Origin of the sequence: Rhizobium sp. BK379, assembly GCF_014193955.1 — a bacterium.
GTDB lineage: Bacteria > Pseudomonadota > Alphaproteobacteria > Rhizobiales > Rhizobiaceae > Rhizobium.
On the sequence record NZ_JACIAD010000007.1, the window covers coordinates 179387 to 201859 of the forward strand.

Annotated in this window: 17 protein-coding genes; 8 read left to right on the forward strand and 9 right to left on the reverse strand. The window is 58.6% G+C overall.

The window, feature by feature from the left end:
* Positions 1-41: 41 nt before the first annotated feature.
* A complete protein-coding gene (locus tag FHT93_RS26955; protein ID WP_183850330.1) occupies positions 42-1217 on the reverse strand; it encodes an adenylate/guanylate cyclase domain-containing protein in 1176 nt (391 codons plus the stop codon).
* Positions 1218-1449: 232 nt separating this feature from the next.
* On the opposite strand from FHT93_RS26955, the gene FHT93_RS26960 reads away from it, so the two are divergent.
* Entirely contained in the window at positions 1450-1647 is a 198-nt protein-coding gene (locus FHT93_RS26960; protein WP_112545346.1) for a hypothetical protein, read from the forward strand.
* Positions 1648-1718: 71 nt separating this feature from the next.
* Here the strand turns inward: FHT93_RS26960 and FHT93_RS26965 are convergent, their stop codons facing one another.
* The 7 genes from FHT93_RS26965 to FHT93_RS26995 form a co-directional block, all read right to left on the reverse strand.
* Positions 1719-3554 carry an ABC transporter ATP-binding protein gene (locus tag FHT93_RS26965; RefSeq protein WP_183850332.1) on the reverse strand — a complete coding sequence of 612 codons (1836 nt, stop codon included), beginning with the start codon at positions 3552-3554 and terminating at the stop codon, positions 1719-1721.
* Positions 3555-3587: 33 nt separating this feature from the next.
* The gene (locus tag FHT93_RS26970) at positions 3588-4784 is read right to left on the reverse strand and encodes an aminotransferase class V-fold PLP-dependent enzyme (RefSeq protein ID WP_183850334.1); all 1197 of its coding nucleotides are present in this window, start codon (positions 4782-4784) and stop codon (positions 3588-3590) included.
* A gap of 51 nt (positions 4785-4835) precedes the next feature.
* Positions 4836-5351 (reverse strand): RidA family protein, encoded by a 516-nt coding sequence (locus FHT93_RS26975; RefSeq protein WP_112545343.1) that lies wholly within the window; start codon positions 5349-5351, stop codon positions 4836-4838.
* A gap of 24 nt (positions 5352-5375) precedes the next feature.
* On the reverse strand, positions 5376-6584 hold the full coding sequence (locus FHT93_RS26980) for an amidohydrolase/deacetylase family metallohydrolase (RefSeq protein ID WP_183850336.1): 1209 nt from the start codon (positions 6582-6584) through the stop codon (positions 5376-5378).
* A complete protein-coding gene (locus tag FHT93_RS26985) occupies positions 6585-7454 on the reverse strand; it encodes an ABC transporter permease (RefSeq protein WP_112970325.1) in 870 nt (289 codons plus the stop codon).
* A complete protein-coding gene (locus FHT93_RS26990) occupies positions 7454-8395 on the reverse strand; it encodes an ABC transporter permease (protein WP_183850338.1) in 942 nt (313 codons plus the stop codon). The genes FHT93_RS26985 and FHT93_RS26990 overlap by 1 nt, the downstream gene beginning before the upstream one ends.
* A gap of 79 nt (positions 8396-8474) precedes the next feature.
* The gene (locus FHT93_RS26995) at positions 8475-10001 is read right to left on the reverse strand and encodes an ABC transporter substrate-binding protein (RefSeq protein WP_112545340.1); all 1527 of its coding nucleotides are present in this window, start codon (positions 9999-10001) and stop codon (positions 8475-8477) included.
* Positions 10002-10854: 853 nt separating this feature from the next.
* Between FHT93_RS26995 and FHT93_RS27000 the strand changes: the two genes are divergently transcribed.
* From FHT93_RS27000 to FHT93_RS27025, 6 genes are read left to right on the forward strand one after another with little or no spacing between them, the layout of a single operon-like run.
* Complete coding sequence (locus FHT93_RS27000; protein WP_183850340.1) at positions 10855-11859, forward strand: NAD-dependent epimerase/dehydratase family protein; 1005 nt, start codon at positions 10855-10857, stop codon at positions 11857-11859.
* A gap of 33 nt (positions 11860-11892) precedes the next feature.
* Complete coding sequence (locus tag FHT93_RS27005; protein WP_183850342.1) at positions 11893-13068, forward strand: glycosyltransferase; 1176 nt, start codon at positions 11893-11895, stop codon at positions 13066-13068.
* A complete protein-coding gene (locus FHT93_RS27010) occupies positions 13062-16064 on the forward strand; it encodes a glycosyltransferase (protein ID WP_183850344.1) in 3003 nt (1000 codons plus the stop codon). Before FHT93_RS27005 ends, FHT93_RS27010 begins: the two co-directional genes overlap by 7 nt.
* Before the next feature lie 6 nt (positions 16065-16070).
* Positions 16071-17150 carry a glycosyltransferase family 2 protein gene (locus tag FHT93_RS27015; RefSeq protein WP_183850346.1) on the forward strand — a complete coding sequence of 360 codons (1080 nt, stop codon included), beginning with the start codon at positions 16071-16073 and terminating at the stop codon, positions 17148-17150.
* Positions 17147-18889: an ABC transporter ATP-binding protein gene (locus tag FHT93_RS27020; protein WP_183850348.1), complete on the forward strand. Its 1743-nt coding sequence runs from the start codon at positions 17147-17149 to the stop codon at positions 18887-18889. The genes FHT93_RS27015 and FHT93_RS27020 overlap by 4 nt, the downstream gene beginning before the upstream one ends.
* A 10-nt stretch (positions 18890-18899) precedes the next feature.
* On the forward strand, positions 18900-20048 hold the full coding sequence (locus FHT93_RS27025; RefSeq protein ID WP_183850350.1) for a glycosyltransferase family A protein: 1149 nt from the start codon (positions 18900-18902) through the stop codon (positions 20046-20048).
* Here the strand turns inward: FHT93_RS27025 and FHT93_RS27030 are convergent.
* Entirely contained in the window at positions 20045-20959 is a 915-nt protein-coding gene (locus FHT93_RS27030) for a DMT family transporter (protein ID WP_183850559.1), read from the reverse strand. The two genes, FHT93_RS27025 and FHT93_RS27030, sit on opposite strands and share 4 nt — an antisense overlap.
* A gap of 298 nt (positions 20960-21257) precedes the next feature.
* On the opposite strand from FHT93_RS27030, the gene FHT93_RS27035 reads away from it, so the two are divergent.
* Positions 21258-22460: an ROK family transcriptional regulator gene (locus tag FHT93_RS27035; RefSeq protein WP_183850352.1), complete on the forward strand. Its 1203-nt coding sequence runs from the start codon at positions 21258-21260 to the stop codon at positions 22458-22460.
* Positions 22461-22473: the final 13 nt, after the last annotated feature.

Here is a 22473-nt window from a genome sequence, read left to right on the forward strand (position 1 = left end):
AACATCCCTCTGTTTGCGTCAATCTAGCTCAACCGGGCTGATCAGTCCGGCCACGCGTAAATCGCTGCTGGGCGAGCGACGCCCTTGAGCGGAAACGTGCCCGCTTTCTCGAAGCGACCCGGCGCCTGAACGACGAAATCGGCGGATGCCAGCAGGCTATAGCCGATCTCGTCGGCCAGCTTCTCCATGCGTGCCGCCTCGTTGACCGCTCTGCCAATGGCAGTGAAGTCAAGCCGACGGACCGCGCCGACATTCCCGTAGAACACTTCGCCGACGTGAAGGACGATATCGACGAGAAGCTCCGGCTCTCCCGCATCTGCTCGCCTGCGATTGACATCAGCATTGGCGCCCATGGCTGCTCGCGCCGCCGACAGAGCGCGGCCGCATGCCTCGGCCGGGTTGTCGATATCGGCAGGGAATATGGCAAGCAGACTGTCGCCCATGAACTTCAGTATCTCACCGCCCTCCTGCTCGACCGGAGCGCCGATCGCCTGGAAGTGCTCATTGAGCCAGGCAACGATGCGTTCGGGTTGATGCTTTTCATTGAGCGAAGTGAAGTTCTTGAGATCGGCAAGCAGGATTGCGGCATAGATCGCGGTCCCGTCGCCGCGCCTGATATGACCGTTGAGGATACGCCCGCTGGTCCGTGCGCCCGTATAAACAGCCAGAACATCGCTCGCAATCCGTGTGGTCGCGATGCGGCAGCACGCGAGTGACAACGCCGGCACCAATCTATCCAGATCTGCAATCAACCTGTCCGAAAAGCCGTCGGGGTCATCAACGGCGATCGAGAAACTGACGCCCGCCAATGCCGTATCGCCAGGGAATGAAACGAGCTTCATCAGATAATCGGTGGCTCCGAGTTCAGCCAACTCTGTCAGCAACGGAATCGGCGGAGCATCCGATCCCGGCGGCAATCGCCATCGGGCATATTGCAGATTGTTTTCCAAGAGGTAGAAGATGGGAGAGCGCCGGAACAATTCCTGCCCCGCTTCATCATGCCCTTGAACTTCCGTCGAGAAGCCGGAAGACCGATACCAGGCGACCGAAAATCCCCGCTGCAGAGGATCGATCGACGGCATCGCTATAGACGCACGCAGGATCGGATATCCGAGATCCGTCAGTCGTTCTACGACGCCCTGCAAAATGGTCTCGATGGAGTCCGCCGATAGTCCTTCGGCAATGATCCAGTCGATCAGGTCTTGCAAACGCGGCATAGTCACGGTCCCTCTGGCCTCCAGATTTGATGGAGGTCTGTCGTTCTACCGCAATTTCGTCCGCGGTCCATCGCGGCAGCAGATAAGCTCCGTTGCAAAAATCTTCAACGCTCGCATTAGTCGATGGAACAAAATCGGCGCTGCTGCGTATCCTCTCACTGGGACGCACAAAACCTGTTATCGCTCTAACAAGAAGCACAACCCCACTTCGAGGAAGGAAAGGAATGTGTCTATGACCGCACGGATTGCTGAAGTTGTGCCGCATGACGATCACGTGGTTACGGCCAAAGAGGCCCTTGAGGGACTATATCTTAGGCTTGAAATGGAGGCGGAGGTTCGGCTCGTTGCCGCGGCATTGCGCGCGGGTTGGACGGCGGACGAAGCGCTTGACGCGATCGACCAGCTTCGAGCCGACGATACGAAGCACTGAGCGCTCCCGGCGCCGCCAATTTGCAGTCCGTGGCAGCGATGAAAGCTGGCAGCCGCGGCCTACAAGCGTTATCAGACGGCGACCAGATGTCCCGGCGATACCTCGCGATAGTCGAGCGGTTTGATATTGTAATCGATTGGGCGGATCGGGCTCTTGATCTCGTCATTGGCGACGGCCCGCTTCTCGCGGCGGCGATCAGGGTCGGGAACCGGTACTGCCGCCATCAGCTTTTTTGTGTAGGCATGCTGCGGGTTGCCGAAAACGGCCGCCCGCGGGCCGATTTCGACGATTTCACCGAGATACATGACGGCGACGCGATGACTGACACGTTCGACGACGGCCATGTCATGAGAAATAAACAGGAATGCAAGGTTGAGGCTCTGCTGCAGGTCCAGCATCAGATTGATGACCTGCGCTTTGATCGAGACATCCAGTGCCGAAACACTTTCATCCGCCACGATGACCTTCGGCTCTAGTGCGAGTGCACGCGCAATACAGATGCGCTGGCGCTGTCCGCCAGAAAATTCATGCGGGAAGCGTGAGCCCATGTCGGGCGTCAGGCCGACTTTGACGAGGAGGTCTGCGACGCGCTCCCTTGCCTGTTTTGCGGTCCCCATCCTGTGTTCCAGATAAGGCTCGGCAATGGCGTCGCCGACGCGAATGCGCGGATTGAGGCTGGCGAAGGGGTCCTGGAAGATCATCTGCACGGTTTTGCGCATCTCGCGCATGCCCGCCTTATCGAGCGCCAAGACGTCCTTGCCGTCGGCGATGACGGAACCGCTCTGAGCATCGATCAAACGCATGATCGCACGCCCGGTCGTGGATTTGCCGCAGCCGGACTCGCCGACAAGGGACAGTGTCTCGCCGGCATGAAGGTCGAAGGAGACGTTCTCGACCGCATGGACGCGACCAGTCAACTTGCCGAACATGCCGGAATGAATGTCGAAGCGTTTGGTGAGGTTCTTCACCTCGAGCACCGGGCGGGCAGCCGCGGCGACCGTATCGGCGGTCTCGACCGGAATGTCTGATTCTCCCGTTGCCGTATTGACGACGGGAAAGCGAAGCGGCCGCTCATAACCCTGCATGGAACCGAGTACCGGCACGGCCGACAGAAGCGCTCTGGTATAGGGATGTTTGCCGCGATGGAAGATATCGGCGGTCGCTCCCGTCTCCACCTGTTCGCCGCGATACATGACGACAGTCCGGTCGGCGATCTCGGCCACGACACCCATGTCATGCGTGATAAAGAGAACCGAGGTCCCCTCTTCCTCCTGCAGCATCTTGATCAGATCGAGGATCTGGCCCTGGATCGTCACGTCGAGCGCCGTCGTCGGCTCGTCGGCAATCAAAAGCTTCGGCCTCGAGGCAAGCGCCATGGCGATCATGACGCGCTGGCGCATGCCGCCGGAGAAGCGATGGGGATATTCGTCGAAGCGCGAGGCTGCCGAAGGAATACGCACCTTTTCGAGCAGGCGAACGGTCTCCGCACGCGCTTCGGCCTTCGACATCGACCGGTGGCAGAGCAAGGCCTCGGAAATCTGGTCGCCGATCGTGAAGAGCGGATTGAGGCTCGTCATCGGCTCCTGGAAGATCATCGCGACGTCATTGCCGCGGACCTTGCGCATCTGGTCCTCTGGCAGGGCGAGAAGATCACGCCCGCCAAGCATGATCCTGCCTTCAATGCGGCTCGAATCCGCCTGCAGCAGCCGCATGATCGACAGAGAGGTCACGCTCTTGCCGGAGCCGCTCTCGCCGACAATGGCAACCGTTTCGCCCGGAGCGACATCGAAGGATACGTTGCGAACGACGGGCTTCCAGGCGCCATCGACCAGAAACGATGTCGTCAGATTCTGGACGGAGAGAACGGGCTCTGCCGTTACGATGGATTGTGCCTGGATGCCTGTCATGATCGCTTCCTTAGTTTATCCCGATCTTTCTGATTAGTCGGGCCACTTCAGAACGCCTTCAAAGCGGCGCTTGCTGCGGTTTTCGATGGGCGTTGCGATGATCTCGTTGGAGGCACGTGCCTTGTCGAGTTCCTCGGCCAGACGGCTGGCAACCATCTTCTCCTGACCCGGATGCAGATTGCACGGATCAAGATAGAAGTAGCGGTGCTCGACTTCGTGGTCGCGCACGATGATCGGCGGAGAACCACGGCCGAGCGCATCGGCGAGGTCCCAGGCGGTGATATGGGCCTCATCGGTATCGATGATCACGCGCATGCGATCGAGCGGATTGCTGGTCGGATCCGGCTCGATCAATGCAGTTACGCCGGGGCGGCCATCGAGTGTCTGTTTCCAGAGGTTGAGATAGCTGGTTTCACGCTCACGGATGCCGGCATGGTCACGCTTTTCCCAGGCCTCAAGTGCTGCCATGACGCCGAAGATGCTTTCCTTGCCGACCTTCATGCCACGGCCGATGCCCATATTCTGCAGGAAGGCGTTGCGCACCAGTTCCTTCTTGCCGGCAACGATGCCCGAGGTCGGACCGCCCAGGAACTTGTGACCGGAATAGAGCGCCACATCGGCCCCCTGTTCCAGGAAAATGCGCAGGTCATATTCCGAGGCTGCGTCGACGATGACGGGAACGCCCTTTGCGTGGGCGATCTCGACGAATTCCTTGAGGTTCAGCAGACCATAATCCACGACATGGTGCGAAACCACATAGACGGCTGCCGCGGTCTTTTCGGTGATCGCATGCTCCATGTGGAAGCGGTGCGTAGAGGTTGCCTGACCAACCAGCACGACCTTGCCGCCGGCAAGGCGGATCGCCTGATCGACCGGCGCGCCATAGCTGACGACGTGGCCCATCTGGACGAGAACTTCGTTCTTCTCCGGAACGACATCCGGCAGCTTCTCGATGGCGAGAAGATTATTGCCGGTGATCGCGCCCGCGACAGCAAGCGATATGCCGGCCGAGCAGGAGGCAGTGACGAAACCCGCTTCGCCGCCGGTCAGCCGCGCAATGATCGCACTTGCCTTGCGCTGCAGATCGTTGATCTCGACGAACTGCGGCAGGATCGACGACATGGCGGCAATCGCCTCGGGGACGACGATCGAAGCGCCGAGGCTGGTCATCGTGCCGGAAACGTTGATGACTGGCCGAAGGCCGATCGATGTGCGGATGTCCTCAGACATGGATGTCTCCAATTTCAAACTGTTGGGCCCGAGCAATCATGCTCAGCCTCGTTAATCCCTGAGCGCGACGATAGCCTCGATTTCGACGGTGATATTTCCCGGCAGCGATCCGAACCCGACGGCCGAGCGCGCATGCTGCCCGATCTCCTCACCGAAGACATCGATCAAAAGATCCGAGCAACCGTTGATGACGGCGGGATGGTCGACAAAGTGCGGCACGGCATTGACCATGCCGAGCAGCTTGACGACACGCTTAACGCGGCCGAGATCGCCCAGCGCCTCGTGCATGACGGAAAGCAGATTGATGCCAGTGAGCCGTGCGTGCGTGTAGGCGGCTTCGATGCCGACCTCGGCGCCGACCTTGCCAGCATGCATGAAGCCGTCGGCCTCACGCGGCCCCTGCCCTGACAGGTAAAGCATGTTGCCCTCCTGCACGTGGGTGACGAAATTGGCGATCGGCGGCGGTGAAGCCGGAAGTTTTATGCCGAGCGCGGCAAGCCGCTCATAAGGCGACGTGCCGATAGTGCCGGCGGTGGCGGAAGACTGGTTCACGCGAACTCCTGTCATGCGATTATCTTTTATGCTTCGGTCTTACCGGTAGGAATAACCGTGGCTATGGCGCACCAGCTTGCGGGCGCGCGGCACATAACGGCTGGAGGTATAGGCCTCGTTGCCGATGACTGCATGCCGCGGCTCGAAGAGCTTCTTCAGGACCGACACGTCGCCATTGGAATCGGTGGCTTCGAGATCGGAATCGACGAGATCAAAAACGGTGAACTCGGCCTGAGCGCCAACCGAAAGGCGGCTGTCCATCGACAGCTTGATGACCGATGCCGGTGCATGGGTCACCGCATTGATCACCTTGTCAAAGGGCATGCCGACCGAGAGCAGCTTCGACATCGTCGTTGCCAGATCCCACACCGGGAAGTTCATCGAATGACCGTGCAGGTCGGTCGAGATCGAATACGGCAGGAGACCGCGGGCAATCGCTGCCTCCGCCACCTTGAAGGAGAAGGAAGCGCCGCCATGGCCAATGTCGAGGCGGATGCCTTCGGATGCGCAGCGTTCGGCAAGATTGAAGAGATCCTCGTCCTCCATGATGCTGGAGCCGGCCTTGCCGTTGAAGCAGTGGGTGACGACATCGCCGGGCCCAAGAATTTCCAGCACTTCGTCATAGAGCGCCGGCGGCTCGCCGACATGCACCATCATAGGCACCTTGAGGATCTTCGCGATCTTCTTGCCGAGCTTGACGGGCGTGACACCCCAGGAGCCGGTGATCACATGGCTGGCGCGCACCTTAATGCCGACGATGTGCTCACTGTTTTCGGCATAACATTCGAGGATGCGATCAAGGTCGATATCTCTGATGTCGCGCAGTTCCGCGACACGGTTACATGCGACCAGTCCGATGGAGCCGAGATTGAGGAAAGCCTTGATGCGTTCCTTCGACGGCTCGATGATATATTCACGGAAACCGTGGAAGTTGGCCTCACCGGCGGAACCGGCATCGACCAATGTCGTCACGCCCCGTTCGACGCCGCATTCGGACGGACGGATCGAGATATCGGTACCACCGTGCCAGATATGGACATGCAGGTCGACCCAGCCGGGCGAGACGAAGGCACCATTGCCGTCAACACGTGTTACGTCATCGGCCACGGCCAGGGACGGGCCGAGCCTGGCGATCTTGCCATCCGCATCGACCAGAATGTCTATCGCTCCTTCAGGCGTACCAGCACCAAAGCCAACGGGCTTTACGTTGGTGAGAAGGAGCGGCTTGCCCGCTGTTCCACCGGTCATTTAGAGGTCCTTTCGAAGTTTGGGATCGAGCATGTCGCGCAGACCGTCACCGACCATCTGGAGCGAAAGCACGGAGAGAATGATGGCGACGCCGGGAAACAGCGTCATCCAGTCGGCCTGCCCGATATATTGCCGGCCGGCGGCAATCATCGTGCCCCAGGTCGGAATTTCCGGGCTGACCCCGAGGCCAAGGAAAGACAGGCCGGCTTCGGCGAGCATGGCGCTCGCAAAGAGGAAGGTCGACTGCACCATGATCGGCGAGAGCAGGTTCCTCAGCACATGGCGCGTCATGATATGGAAGGTCGAAATACCGAGCGCCTGCGCCGCCTCGACATAGGGCAATTCGCGGATGACGAGGGTCGAGGCGCGGACGATGCGGGCAAGGCGCGGCGCATAGACAATCGACAGCGCGATGATGACGGTCGTCAGCGACGGGCCGAGAGCCGCAACAAGCGCAATCGCCAGCAGGATATCCGGGAAGGCCATCATCGCATCGATCAGACGGGCGATCGGCGTGTCGAGGTTTTTGAAAAATCCGGCAAGCAGCCCGAGCGTCACCCCGATCGCCGCCGAAAGTGCAACGACCGCGACGCCCACGAGCAGCGACAGGCGGCCGGCGAAAATGGTGCGCGACAGGACATCCCGGCCGAATTCGTCAGTCCCGAAGAAGTATGTGCCGCTCGGGGGTTTCAACCGGTTGACGATCGAAAGCTTGGACGGCGAATAGGGCGTCACCCATGGCGCCAGGATCGCCAGCAACACGAAAACCGTGAGGATGAGCAGGCCGAAGGCAACCGTCTTGCGCTTCAGAAGGCGGCGGATGAATTTACGGCCTTCGCTTTCGGCCGGTTTGATCGCGATATCCGTCATCAGTAGCGCACCCTCGGATCGACGAGCAGATAGAGCATGTCGATCGCAAAATTGATCAGGACGTAGAGGGCCGCAATCACCAGAAGCGCACCTTGAATGACCGGATAGTCCCGGCGCAGGACGGCTGACACGACGAGATTGCCCACACCCGGGAGACCGAAGACGGTCTCGGTCACCACCGCGCCTGAGATCAGCACCGCGGCGGTGAGACCGAGAACTGTAAGGATCGGGATCAACGCATTCTTCAGGGCATGCTTGAGGATGACCCGGCGTTCGATCAGGCCCTTGGCACGGGCGGTGCGGATGTAATCGTCGCCGAGCACATCGAGCATCGAGGCGCGGGTGAAGCGCAGGATGAGCGCCGAGGAGACGATGCCGAGCGCAAAAGCGGGCAGCGTCAGGTGATACATGCGATCGAGGAATGTCGATCCAGGTCCTCCATATCCGGAGACGGGAAACAGACCGAAACGCACGGCAAAAATCTGCATGAGGATGAGACCGAGCCAGAAGCTCGGAATGCTGGCGGCAAACATCGCAAGCGTCGTTGCCGCCTGATCGATGAAGGAGCCACGGCGATAGGCGGCATAGATGCCGATCGGAAGCGCGATGATGCCGGCGATAACAAGCGAGAAGATCGTCAAGAAGAAGGTCGGTTCAGCGCGATCGAGCAGCGCTGACGTCACCGGCATATTGAGGAAGATCGACTGCCCAAGATCACCCTTCAGCAACTGGCCGATATAATAGAGATATTGCACGCCGATCGACCGATCCAGACCAAGGTTGGCCCTGAGCTCTGCGATATCCTGCGACGTCGCATCGGGGCCGAGCATGACGGCGGCTGGATCACCGGGCGTGACGCGCACGATGACGAAGACGATCGTGACGACTAGGAACATCACGACGATCATGCCAAGCAGGCGCTGAAAAATGTAACGTATCATGAGGTCTGTCCCGGTGTCGGGCGGGCCGATGGAAAAAGGATACCGGCGCCAGTGCACCGATATCCCGTGATGGACAGTGTTACTTCTTGACCGATGCGTTCCAGAAGTACGGCCACGGAGCCGGGTCGACGCCTTCGAGCTTGGTCGATTTTGCTGATACGGCGTTGAAATCGCCGATCTTCATGTAGGGCACCTCGTCGTACATGGCCTTCTGAACATTGGCCCAAAGTGCCACACGCTTCTGCGGGTCGACTTCGGAGGTAAAGGCATCGACGACGGTCTTGCGGGCCGGCGTGTCCCACCAGCCAGGCGAGCTCGGAGACAACGAACCGATCAGCGCCGGCTCCGGCAGGAAGGGGCTATGAGTGATGTAGATATCCCAGAGCTTCGGATCGGTACGGCGCTGCGTCAGCGTCGCCCAGTCGACAACCTGCAGGTCGACGGCGAAACCGGCAGCCTTCAGATATTCGGCAGCAACCTGCGCCATCTTGTAATGGAATTCATACTGGCGGCTGGTCAGAATACGGATCGGCTCGCCATTGTAGCCGGCCGTTTTTGCTGCCGCGGCAGCGCCTTCGGAATCGGCGACATTATAATTGCCCTCGACACCGGCATCCGTATTCCAGCTGTAAGGCTTCGGATAGATATCGCCGTCGAGCGTGTAAAAATCCGTGCTGCCGAAAGCGGCGGCGAGCATGTCTTCCATGCTGAGCGCCTGGCGGATCGCCTTGCGGACCTCGACGTTCTTTGCAAGGCCTTCCTTCGTGTTGAAGACGAAGACCGGATAGCCGAAGGGCTTCAGGATGACCGGCTGCGAAGCGCTCGACGCCTTCAATTTGTCGAAGGATTCGACCGGGATCGAGTCGACGTAATCGTACTGGCCGGAAACGGCGGCTTCGACGCGGGTATTGGCATCAGGAACCGGCACGAAGCGGATCTCGTCGAGATACTGGTGGCGGGCGCCGCCATAACCGTCGCTCTCGCCATCCCGCGACTTATAGCCATCGAAACGGACGAGCTGGATATATTGGTCTGCCTTGCGCTCCTTCAGCATATAGGGGCCGGTGCCGATAAATTCCTTCATCGGTTCGTCCTGCTTTTCGGCGGGTATGATAATGGCGGCGGAGTTGTTGAAGGCGAGCAGCGAAGTCAGCGGCGCATAGGGCTGCTTCAGCGCGATCTTGACGGTCGCCGGATCCACCGCAGTAATGGAGTCGATGAAGCCTGCAACCTGCTTCCCGCGCGAGGCGATTTTCATCCAGCGGCCTAGCGAGGCAACGACGTCTTCCGAGGTCATGTCGGAGTTATCGTGAAACTTGATGCCGGTGCGCAGCTTGATCGTATAGGTCTTACCGTCCGCACTGATTTCCGGCAGGCTTTCAGCCAGAAGCGGCGTAACATTCCACTTCTTGTCGAAAGTGTAGAGCGTTTCGAAAATGTGCTGCGTGACGATACCGACGAGGTCGGCGGTCGAGGACATCGGGTCAAGCGTCGGCGGCTCGCCGATCGTCGCGACGTTGATCACGCCACCCTTTTCCTGAGCCATCAAAGTTGTTGGCAAAGCGACCAACGCCGTGCCGAGAAGGAATGCGACCAGTGTCTTCATTTCATGCTCCCGTTTTAATGTTCCACAATTATGTTATGTCGATTTTTATAATAGAATAGCGGCGCAAGTGGTCCTGTCAATCAGGAAAGTGGCTCCATCGTTGGAAATGAACAGATGCAAGCGACCGCGATCGTTTTCGATTTTCCAATGCTTGCGCGAATGCATCATCGAATTGTAATTATTGGTTGAAAAAGGAGAGCGATTTCTCGGATTTGAGAAGTAGGTTGCTCTGCCTGCGGCGGCATGGTCACCGGTTAGTGACGCACAACAAGAGCCCGTCACCAGTTGTTATTCGCCCGATAGGGCTACCTGCCTCCAGTTCTAGCGACGCGGAACATGGATAAGGCCGCGCCGGCTCGTTAGATGGAGCAAAAGGGCCTTAAAGTTTCAATCTAGAATTAAGTCCGATTTGGAAAGCATATCCTCGGTTTCTTTAACTACTTCGCATGAGGTAGACCACATCAGACTAAAGTCCGTGTTCTGCACCGCACAAAAAAGCTAAAACGCGACCGTGTTGCTTTTAGTCGAGGACATTGTAGGTGCGTTGAAAGCGGTCCTCCAAAACGGTCCATTAGATGGAGTTCACTCCGCTAGCGCTCCGACTGCATATCGAAGCGCAGCAACAAATCGAAGGAGACCTCCCTTATCTGGGGCAGATGAATCGTTGCGGCCTGCGCGACGACGCTTGTCTATGCTTTCCAGCCGGGGGATTTCTGTGCAGATTTACTACCATTATCGACATTATTCACAGTTCTTAACGCTAAATTCCCAAAATGGACCGGAGTTATTGACGATCTTAGATCGCAGCATTCGAATATAAGCAAAGCGAAACATTCGATCCGCAGGAGAAGTCATGAAGAAAGTGCTTGTAGCAGGCGGAGCCGGTTTTCTCGGATCCCATTTGTGCGATAGGCTTTTAAATCGCACCGACATCGAAAAGCTGGTCGTCGTTGACAATCTTTGGACCGGTCTTGAGGCCAATATTTCCCATATTAGGGATCCGCGCTTCCATTTCGTGCGATCGGACGTGGAAGAGCTTCAGACTTCGGACAAATTTGACGAAGTCTACCATCTTGCTTCTCCGGCCTCGCCGCCCTGGTACATGAAGGAACCCAAGAGAACCATTTCGGCAAATCTCATCGGAGCGTACCGTCTTCTGGACCTTCTGAAAAAGGGAGGCCGCTTCTGTTTCACCTCTTCCTCGGAAGTTTATGGTGATCCTCTCGTCTCGCCGCAGCCGGAATCTTACAAGGGCCAGGTCGATTGCACCGGGCCACGCTCATCCTATGACGAAAGCAAACGCTGCACCGAGTCCCTGCTGTTCGAAATGCAGCGTACGCAAGGGCTGGACGTCAAAATTGTTCGACCCTTCAACGTCTATGGACCAAGGACGCGGCCGGACGACGGCCGGGCCGTCTCCAACTTTGTAGCGCAGGCTCTCACAGGCCGCCCCATTACGGTGTTCGGAGATGGCTTGCAGTCCCGAAGCTGGGGTTATGTTGATGACATCATCGATGGTTTTGCGCGTTACTTCTGGATGAACGAAACGGGTTACAGAGGCCCGCTCAATGTCGGCAACGATCGGGAAATCTCCGTCCTCGAAGTAGCTCAATATGTCTCGCGCCTGATGGGCGGGATTCCGATCGTCTTCGAACCTTCGCCGCCGCATGATCCGACAAACAGACGGCCGGATTTGACGAATGCAAACTACGTGATGCCCGAATGGTCGTGCGCGATCAGCTACGAGGAAGGCGTCGCAAAAACTTTGGACTGGTTCAGGCAGGAGATGAAAATTACTGCCGCAGCGGCTGAGGCTGCTCAGTCTGACACGCGCCGGCTGGCCAAGGCAGGACGTTAACCAGTTCCCCGGCATCTGGCGCAGAGTGTGGTAATGAGTGACGCCGTCCCGCGTGACATGAAAGACAATGTCTTTCCTGTGCCCATCCAGTACCTGGATCTTTTGGATGACGTCCGTGCGGATGCGCGGGCGGTCGCTGCCGGCTTGGTCGTCTTCACCTCCGACGGCCTTCCCGTCGGTCAGGCCTTTATCAAAGGGCCAGAAGAACTGACCGAACTGGCAGCACACACCGTACTGCCAGAGACCACTGAACACGCCCGAACTGTAATGCAGACGCCAATCAGGAACCGCGACGTCAGCCTCCTGATCTGCACCAAGGACCGGCCGGATGAACTGGCCAGATGCCTCGCATCGATCCCGAACCAGTCTCTGCCGCCGGTTGAGGTCATCGTCGTCGACAACGCTTCAGCCGGCGACGGCACGCGCCGCGTCGTGGAGGCGGCCGGCGCGACTTATGTGCGGGAAGACAGAATAGGCCTGGACTTCGCCCGCAATGCCGCCGTCCGCGCGGCAAGTACCGAGTTCGTGGCCTTCACGGATGACGACGTTGTCCTGCATGAACGCTGGCTGGAAAACCTGATGAAGGCCTTTGACCGGCCCGAGATCGGATGCGTTACCGGCCTTGTCCTTCCCGGAGAGCTTTCCACGCCCGCGCAACTGATCTTCGAAACCCATTGGGGATTTGGCAGAGGCTATAAGCGCCTGGATTTCGGTCCGGACTTCTATCGCCAGAGCGCGCCATACGGGGCGCCTGCCTGGCTGATCGGTGCTGGCGCAAGCCAGGCGTTCCGCCGTCAGGTGTTCAACGATATCGGATTGTTCGACGTCCGGCTGGATATGGGCGCGGCGGGGTGCTCGGGCGATTCCGAACTCTGGAATCGACTTCTGCATCACGGTGGCACCTGCCGCTACGAGCCAACCGCGGTTTCCTGGCATTTCCATCGCAAGGAGATGAAAGGGCTCGCCAAGCAGATCCGCCAATATATGAGTGGCCATGTGGCTGCCTTGCTAGTCCAGTACCAGAACACCGGAAACCGGGGAAATCTGCGGCGCATCCTCGTCGCCCTGCCACGATACTATTTTCGAAAGTTGAGGAAACGGCTGCCCAAGGGAGCGACCTCGGACGACTTCTTTCTCAAGGAGGAAATGCTGGGATGCGTCAACGGCGCCTGGTATGTCCTGCGCCGCTGGAAGATGCCGGCATGGTAACAGTATCGAAGCCTGTCATATCGTTCCTGATCCCCGCATATAACGCGGCGGAAACTCTGGCCGACTGCTTGGGCAGCTTGCAGAGACAGTCGGTGTCAAACTGGCAGGCAGTGGTCGTCGACGACGGTTCGAAAGACGATACCTGGAATGTGCTCGAAGGCCTGGCGAAATCGGACAGCCGGATCCTGGTCCATCGTCAGGCGAATGCCGGCGCATCCGCAGCGCGCAACGCAGCCGCCCGTTTTGCGACTGCTCCTCTGCTGTGCATGCTCGACGCCGACGACTGGCTGGATCCTGCATTCATTCAGAACATGCTGCCGGTCACCGGCGATGGTCTGAAACCGGTCATTGCCTATTGCAGCTATCGCCGCGTCACACCAGACGGCCGAAAGCTAGGCGTCGAGACACCCCCCGATCTCACAGGAGACAGGGCAAAGCGGGAATTCTCGTCGTTCTGCGCTCTGGCGATTCATGCAGCGGTCCTTCCCAAGGACCTTTTCGTCCGCATGGGCGGTTTGGATGTCGAACTGCAGACTTGCGAGGAATGGGATCTCTGGCTCCGCATGGCATTTGCGGGAGCTGCGTTCCGACAGGTCGAGGGATGCTTTGCCTTCTATCGCATGAAGACCGGTTCTCTCTCCAGAAATCCGTTTAAAACGGTGAGGGATGCAATCCGCGTTACCACCAGGGCGCAAGAGCTGCGCTTGAAAGAGGGGCTTTCGCAGTCCGATGAGGACGCCCAATGGACCGCACCTGCTCTCGGTCAGTTGCGGATGCTTGCCTGGGCCGCTTCCGTCAGCCTGTGCACGGGAACCGATCTTGCCGAGCTGGCGAAACTTCTGCCCGAATTCCCCAACGCTTCCGGCTACGAGAGCTTCCTGGCCGAGGTGATATTGCACGGGTTGAAGGTCGGCCTGGCAGTTGAACGTGATTCCGATCTTGTCGCGTTGCTTGAGCGCTGGAAGCCAGCGTTCCTCGAGCTGGTACAATTGCTTGAGCGGCACTCTCTTCCCGGAACCGGACGCCGGATAGAAGAGCTCACCGTCTGGCCGATCTCTGCGGCTGACCGGTCTCGCTCCTTCGCGCTCGGCCATCTGCAGGTGGTGGCAACCGACATCGGCAAGTTAGCCTTGATCAGAAAGGCGGACGAGGCCGATACACTGCTGCTGCATCTCTATGCCGGTCGGCACCATGTCGGATTGCATGTCGCCGCCCTGTGGGGAGACTTATCCATCCGCGCCCAGGCCGATCTGATCATCAATGAACTAAAGACCGCAGATCGTTTGCCGACGCCTTTGACATTTTCCTATGCGCGCACCTGGGCAACTGGAGCCATCCGCAATGCGAGGGTTTTCAGCAAAATTATGAGGCAGCGTCGCGGACGGCGAAGGCAACTCAACCATCTCTTCAAAACGATCCAGGTAACCGCACTCGTCGGGCCGGCAGCGAACGCGCGAGAGGATGATGCAGGCTTGCCCGAGGCCAGCTCGCAGTCCAAGCATCCACTCGCCGTATCCGTGACCAGCGACGAGTCTCCTGAAGCGGAAGACAAGCAAGCGTATCTATCCGAATCTGCGACGAAGAAGGAATATTGGGAACGTTTTTTCGAGCGCCCGGACCCCTGGAATTATGTCTCAGCATACGAACAGGTCAAATACGAGCAAACGCTGAGCCTCATTCCTGATGGTGTTGGGAAGGCTCTGGAGCTCGCCTGCGCTGAAGGACTATTCACGATAAAACTCGCACAAAAGGTGGGTTTCGTGACGGCCGCCGACATTTCCAGCCGCGCGGTTGAAAGAGCAACCGAGAGATGCCGCGACCTTCCGAATGTGGAGCTTCGCGTCCTGGATTTCGTCGAAGGCGAACTTCCGCCCGAACAGGATCTCATCGTTTGCTCGGAGGTCCTCTACTTCATCGACGATGAAGCAAGCCTCGAACAAGTATGCCGGAAGATCGCCGCCGCCTTGAAACCGGGGGGCTGCCTTGTCACGGCACACGCCCATCTCCGGCGCGACGAGCCCGACAGAACCGGTTTCGACTGGGACAATCCGTTTGGCATGGGGACGATCAAGAAGGTCCTGTCAAACCTGCCTGATCTTGTGCTTGAGGAAACGATCGAGACCGAGCTTTACGCAATCCATCGGTTCGCAAAGCGCGCTACGGCAACGCCAGTCGTGCATATCGCGGCCCATGGCGTGCCTCTCGATGCGAACGTCGCCAAATACATTATCCGGGGACCGGCAGGCGTCGACCGCGAGGCTGCATGGGCAAACGAAGTCGTGACCTCGATTCCGGTGCTCATGTATCACAGGGTCGCACTTGACGGTCCGGACTCGCTCCGTCGCTTCCGGGTGGCTCCGGAAACTTTCCGTCAACAGATGCAGTTCCTCCGGCGGCAGGGCTATTATGCGCTGACGGCCGAGAGCCTGACCAATCTGTTGCGTCAGGGCAAACCTATCCAGGGCCGACCCGTCGTTCTGACCTTTGACGACGCCTATCTCGATTTTCTCACCGATGCCTTTCCGATTCTGGCGGAAAACGGGTTCAGTGCAGACGTCTTCGTGGTGACGGATAAGGTGGGCGGCAGGTCGGATTGGGATGCCCGCTACGGGGATACGGCACCGCTGATGTCCTGGGGCGATATCCAGAGCCTGCACCGACAAGGCATCCGCTTCGGGTCTCATCTCGCGTCTCACAGGCCGGCAAGTTCGCTTGATAACGCGACATTGCTCGACGAGGCGGCTCTCTCACGCGTTGCGCTGGAAAGCCGGCTCGGCGAGCCCGTGAGGTCTATCGCCCTACCCTTCGGCTCCACCGATTTCCGTGTTCCCGGCATCCTTGTTCGCGCAGGCTACGAGATCGGCTTTTCAACCAAGCCCGCGAGGACGAGCTTTGGCGACCACCCCTTGTCCCTGCCACGCCTCGAAGTTCGCGGCGACCTCCCTCTCAAGGCCTTTGCCGAAATGATGGGCCAACCCGACGCTTTCATCGGATAGCGCGCCATGAGTGTCGATCACCCCCCCTTGGTCACTGTTGTTATTCCGGCCTACAACGCTGCAAGGACGCTCGTAGACACACTTCGAAGCGTCTCAAGCCAGACCCACGAACGCCTGGAAATCCTCGTGGTCGATGATGGCTCGCAGGATGGGACCTACGAACTGGCAATCGATTATCGGCTCCAGGATTCACGCGTCAGGGTCCTGAGGCAGGAAAACGGCGGTGTGGCTCGCGCCCGCAACGCGGCAATCGGCGAAGCGATCGGCAGTTACATTGCCCCCATCGATGCCGACGATCTCTGGCATCCGCGCAAAATCGAATTGCAACTCCGGGCGCTCGCAAGCCTTCCCGACGGGCGCGGCGTCGCCTACAACTGGTATGCGGCCATCGACGCGAATGGCGTGATTTTCGCTCATTCGAGCCCGGTTTTGTACAAGGGCGACGTCTTCGAAATCATGATACGGGAAAATTTTATCGGTAACGGCAGCACGCCGCTGATGCCGCGTGCGGATGTCCTGGCATGTGGTGGCTACGATCCGTCGCTGCGCGATCAGGATGCCGAAGGATGCGAAGACCAGAAGCTTTATTTGGCGCTGGCCGAAAGGCTGCCTTTCACCCCAGTCCCTGATTTTCTGACGGGATACCGTTTCACTCAGGGGAACATGTCGAGCAATGCCTGTCGCATGCTGAGATCACATGCCCTGGTGATGGCAGAGGTAAAAAAACGCCATCCGCATCTTGCCGCCGCCGCCGCCACCGCGGAATTCGATACGGCGCGATGGTATTTCCATAAGGCGCTTTCCAGCAAAGACCACGATCAGCTCAGAAAGCTCGCGCCGATGATTGCTGGGCGGTTCCCCGTGAGGCTTGCTAGGCATGGGGCCAGCCTTGTCTGGCACTCAGCCAAACGCCGGGCACGACGATTGGCAAGACGCCTGACGGGGAAGCGCCCTGCCCCGCAGGCCGCAGATACAATGGCCGTTATCGCCCTCTCCGAGAATGGCACCTCATTCCATGCTCGTTTTGAAACGGAAGCTGTTGGTCAGAGCGGCGTCTTAGCCAAACCACGCGGGAATGGCTTATGACAACGCAGCAAGACTCCGTATCCACCAAGTCGGCCAGACCCTTCAATTTGGTCATCGCAGCTCGATTCCGTGAGCTCCTGAAACTCGTGCCGTCGCTTCGGCTGAAGACGTCGGTAATGGTCGTGATCGGTATCCTGAGCGGCCTGATGGAAATGGTCGGGATCACCTTTCTGGTGAGCCTCGTTTTTGTTCTCGGCCAGCAAAGCCCCTCAACCGGCGTTGCGATCCCTGGGCTTCCGGCATTCTTCGGTGGGTTTGAAGCTGCGATATCGAAATCGATGCTAGTCGCCATCCTCGTCTGCGCGATCATCCTCAGGATCGTTCTTGGCTTCGCCAATTCGATCATCGCGAGCGCCGTCAGCCATCAAATCAGCGGCAGCATCCGCCATCGTCTCTATTCAAAAATCCTGACGATCCCATTTCAACGCTTTCAGCGCTACGAACGCAGCGATCTGATGAATGTCATCGCAACGGAGTCCTATGCGGTCGCTTCGGCTCACGCGAGCTTGGTACGCCTGGGTATCAATCTCGGGACCATCATCATCTTCGGTACCGGGATGCTCGTGATGGCATGGCCGATCGCCGTGCTCGGCCTTATTTTCGGTGTGGTCCATAATCTGACCCTTGGCCTGTTTGCCGAGACCTATCGGCGCACAGGCGCGGCCGCCATCTCGGCGATGGAGGACCTGACCCAATTAACCTGGACCACATTGCAGACCGTAAAGGCAGTGAAAAGCTTCGGCCTGGAAAAGCGCCACGAAAGCAGTTTCGATGCCCTTTCAACAGATGTCGGGAAAACCTGGTCCCATTCCGACAAGATGGGTGCGATAACCTCGCTTTTGAGCGAGGCGCTGACATTCGGCGTAGTCCTGACGATCATTCTGTCTTCGCAATTTCTGCCGGTGGATTTCCGTGCATCCTTGTCGGCGACCATCCTCCTCTACAGGCTTCAACCATATATCAAGGAATTCGATTCCCAGATCCTTGGCCTGCATGCCCTGGAAGCCCCCTTGCAGAACGTTATGGCGGTAATTTCCGAGGCGGATGATGCGAGGCAGGTTGCCTGCGGAGAAAAGCTCAGACATCTGCAGCAGGAGATCGTTTTCCATGATGTTTCCTTCTCTTATGAAGGCAGCAGCGCTCCCGCCGTCAGCCATGTGAGCTTCTCCATCAAAACAGGAGAAACAACCGCACTGACGGGGCCAAGCGGCTCCGGCAAGACAACGATCCTCAACATGCTGCTCGATCTCATCCAGCCGAGCGAGGGGCGCATAACTCTCGATGGCCGGGATCTTTCAACCATCGAGCGACCGAGCTGGTTGCGACTGCTCTCCGTCTCGGGCCAGGACGTCGAGTTGATGGAAGGCACGGTTCTGGACAACATCCGGTTCCGCCGCGAAATTTCCGAGGAGGATGTCCGTTGGGCGGCGGATATGGCTTGCGCCACAGAATTCATCGAGAAACTGCCCGCCGGCTTCGACGAATGGCTGGGCGATGAGGCAATCAGGCTTTCTGGCGGCCAGCGGCAACGCATTGGCCTGGCGCGCGCACTCGCCGGTCGACCTGAAATATTGCTACTCGACGAAGCCACCAATGCGCTCGATGAGGCGACCGAAGCGCGGGTGCTTTCCCTCCTGCTTGGGGAATACCGGACTAGGACACTGATCATCGTCACTCACCGATCGTCTGTCGCCAGCCTGATGAAGCATCAGATCTGCCTCGTCCCGGCGGGGATATAAGGAAGAGCCGATGGACCGAGGTGATGCTTTTCACTCCACCCAACCGTTGGTTTCGGTGGTCATTCCAGCCTTCAACGCTTCCCGCTATATTGAGCGCACGCTTCGGTCCGCCATGGCCCAGACCTATGCTGCGCTGGAGATCATTGTTGTCGATGACGGCTCCACGGATGACACGGCAAAACTGGTTGAGCAGATAGCGATGACGGATTCACGGATCCGCCTCCTGTCCACACCAAACCATGGTGTCGCCGCCGCAAGAAATACTGGAATCGATGCATCATCAGGTCGATATGTGGCATTCCTCGATGCCGACGATCTCTGGCACTCGACGAAGATCGAGAAGCAGGTAGACGCTCTCATCCGCTTATCCCCGCGATGGGCCGCGGTCTATGTGCTGCATTATATCATCGATCAGGACGATGAGATCATCGGGCTCGGCGGCTCCAAGATCGCTAGGGGCTATATCTACGCCCGGCATCTGAATTTTAAATATGTAGGGAACGGAAGCGCGCTTCTCGTCCGGCGGGACGCTGCGCTTGAGATTGGCGGGTTTGATAGCTCATACGCTGCAGAAGATATCGGAGGCTGTGAAGACCTCGATTTCGAACTCAGGCTTGCCGCGCGTTATTGCATGGAAGTCGTCCCCGAACGCCTGGTGGGATACAGGAAATATCCCGGCAATATGTCGTCCAACCACGCGCGGATGGGTCGAGGTGTTTTGGAAGTGATCAAGCGCTCGATCATCGCAAATCCGCAGCTTCCGAGATACGCGGCCAGGAGTGCTATCGCGCTTACTCAAAAATATGCGTTCCGGCAGTACAGAAGGGCAAGGCACCTGCGTCTGTCCATCGTGACCGCCTGGGCGATTTTTCAAAACCCGCGGTTCATGCTCAGCTTCGCATGGCAGGCTTACCTGCTTGTAATGAAGCAACGCCGTGCTCCCAAGCCAGATATTGCGAATGGTCAGCGGCAATTGAAAAAATCGAAATTCGACGAGCAAATCTCGCTTTCGGTTGAAAGCCCCGAGGAGACCCCGCGATCACGCCACCATATGATGCGACTGACTGCGGCGGATGCCAAGCTCGGCTCAATCCGTGTGGGCGATGAGCACGTAGACATGCCCATCGCTGAAATCACCACGGGACCGCGTGACTTCTAATGCCCATCGGGCGGAACGTCGGCTTTGGGCGTGACATCCACGATGTTCTTGCGATGGAAGATGAAGAGGCCTGCCAGAACAATGATAACGGAGCCAATCAGAATCTGGCTGTCCGGCAATTCGCCGAAGAAAACATAGCCCAGCACGATTGCCCAGAGCAGCAGGCTGTATTGAAGCGGTGCAAGGAGGGAGGCCGGAGCGAGCTTCAGGGCGCGCGTGATCATCAAATGCGCGCTGCCCGCGACGACACCCAGCGCCAGCATCGCGATGAAGTCGAGGGAGGACATTGAACGCCAGTCGCCAATGCTCAGGATTAGACCGGTGACCAGGGCGCCGACTGTCTGCCATGTCACCAGCGTCGCATCGCTCGTTTGTCGCAACCGACGGCCGAGGATCAGTGTCAGCGCGAAGGACAGGCTGCCGATCAGACCGAAGATCGAGGGCCAGGATAACATTGCCGTTGAAGGTCTCAGGGCTACCAAGACCCCGACAAAGCCAATGATGACGGCTAACCAACGGCGCCAGCCGATCGTTTCGCCAAGGAAAAAATGCGACAGAGCGGCCACGTAGATAGGCCCGGCCATGTAGAAAGTCATGACGTCGGCGAGCGGAAGGTAGGCGACCGCGGCATAGAATAACGCAACATCCCCTGTCGTCAGGATGACTCGCAGGACCTGCAGAGGCACGCGCTCGACCTGAAACAACGTGCGAGGTCCTTGCCTGGCAATCATGGGAGCAAGGATGAGAAAGGAACCGAACGAACGTATCACCAGGACCTGACCGACCGCAAAGCTCGCCACCAGCCATTTGCCCATGGCGTCATTCAAGGAAAATAGGAGATCTCCGAGAAGCATCAGAAGCACGCCAAAGAGTACGGCGTTTCCTGCGGTGCGGCTGATGCTCAAATTCATGATTCGCCTCAATTGGTTAGGCATTCCGCCTGCCATAGAACTTCATCCTGGCGCCGTCGATCCTGGCAGACGATTTTCACGACAAATCTCTTATCATTCAGGGGAATTCGATGCCCTGTCCGGCACCGTCAACAGCATCGACGCCTGCGACACCGTCGTTAAAGTGATACTTTAAGAGCCGACGAAACAATCGGCATCAACTGTCGTCGCGATCACATTGAAAAGACTGCACACTTCTGCCCTTTCCCACATGATCGTCTTGTGGCAAAGGTGATATTCAACTCCTATAAAAGACACCATGAAGGCTATTTCAGGCACCAATCTCGAGCAGGCCAAGTCACACAACAGGCGTGTCGTGATCGAGGCTATCCGCACCAATGGTCCGCTGTCGCGCGCCGCAATCGCCCGCATGACAGCGCTGACGGCGCAGACGGTCTCGAACATCGTCGAGGAATTGCAGCGTTCCCACCTGCTCGTGCCCGCCAAAGCGCAGAAGCTTGCGCGCGGCCAACCGATCATCCCCTATTCGATCAACCCGCACGGTGCCTATTCCATCGGTCTCGAACTTGGCCGCCAGCGCGCCAGCGGTGTGCTGACTGATCTCTCCGGCGCCGTCTGTGCACGCATCGAGCGCCATGTCGAACATCCCGATCCCGAACAGGCCATGCCAGCCCTCGGGTCTATTGTCGAGGATCTGCAGCAGGCCTTCTCCTTCGACCGTAACAGGTTGCTTGGTGTCGGCATGGCCCTCCCCGGCCGCTATGCGGATGGCGGCGTCACCTCGCTCAGCCCGCTGAACCTGCCCGGCTGGCAGGACTTCCCGGTTGGCTACGAACTGGAACGGCGCGTCAAGGTCCCGGTGCTCGTCGAGAATGACGCGACGGCGGCGGCTATCGGCGAACGCCTGCATGGTGTCGCCCGCGGCTTCAGCAGCTTCGTCTATCTCTTCCTTGCGGGTGGCGGCGGCATCGGCGCCGGGATGTTTCTCGATGGACATCTCTACAAGGGCAGCCGTCACAATGCCGGCGAGATCGGCCACATCATCGTCGAGCCGCATGGCCGGCTCTGCAGCTGCGGCAAGCGCGGGTGTCTCGACCGTTACGTTTCGCCGACCGTCGCTTATGAGGTTATGGGCATAACCAACGCGGATGAGCTTTCGCCCGACGATCTCGACGCGTTAATCGCCAGCAGTGGCGATGGTCTCGATACATGGTTGGATCAGGCCGTGCAGCCGTTGCGACAGACTATCGATTTCCTCGAGCTTGCCTTCGATCCGCAGACAATTGTGCTCGGCGGCAGCATCTCGACCATCATGATGCGCCGGCTAGCCGCGCGGCTGGAGCCGTTGCACGTACCGATCGACCCCGCTGAAGAGAGAACCATTCCGCGTGTCATGATCGGCATGACCGGCAAGGATACCGCTATCCTCGGAGCGGCCGCCCTGCCGATCTTCTCGGAGACCAATCCGCGCTTCGACGTGTTGCAGAAGCCGGTCGGCTGATCTCCTCCTCGAC